This is a genomic window from Kocuria subflava (genome assembly GCF_012163155.1).
GTDB lineage: Bacteria > Actinomycetota > Actinomycetes > Actinomycetales > Micrococcaceae > Kocuria > Kocuria subflava.
Window position 1 is genome coordinate 1 of sequence record NZ_JAAVUN010000244.1, and the last position, 521, is coordinate 521.

At 66.6% G+C, this 521-nt stretch carries 1 protein-coding gene; it reads right to left on the minus strand.

Features of this window, described 5'->3' with window-relative positions; translation table 11 throughout:
* A partial coding sequence (locus GTW58_RS13990) for a 2,3-bisphosphoglycerate-dependent phosphoglycerate mutase (RefSeq protein ID WP_168023650.1) occupies positions 1 to 521 on the minus strand: 521 nt, incomplete at both ends.

A 521-nucleotide genomic window follows, 5' to 3' on the forward strand; every position in this document is an offset into this window, starting at 1 on the left:
CAGCGCGCGCAGCGAGTTGCCGTGCGCGGCGACCAGAACCACGTTTCCGGCCTTGAGGTCGGGGACGATCTGCTCTTCCCAGTACGGCAGGAAACGCTCCAGGACGTCCTTGAGGCACTCGGTGCGCGGGGCGTCCTGCACGTCGGCGTAGCGGGGATCGTGGGCCTGCGAGAACTCGTCGTCGTCGTCCAACTCGGGCGGCGGCACGTCGTAGGAACGGCGCCAGGTCATGAACTGCTCTTCGCCGTACTCGTCACGCACCTGGGTCTTGTCCTTGCCCTGAAGCGCACCGTAGTGACGCTCGTTGAGGCGCCAGGACCGCTTGACGGGGATCCAGTGACGGTCCGCGGCGTCCAGGGAGAGGTTGGCGGTCATGATCGCGCGACGCAGCAGGGAGGTGTGCACGATGTCCGGGAGGATGTCGCGTTCCTTGAGCAGCTCACCGCCGCGGGTGGCCTCGCCCTTGCCCTTCTCGGTCAACGGCACGTCAACCCAGCCGGTGAAGAGGTTCTTCTCGTTCC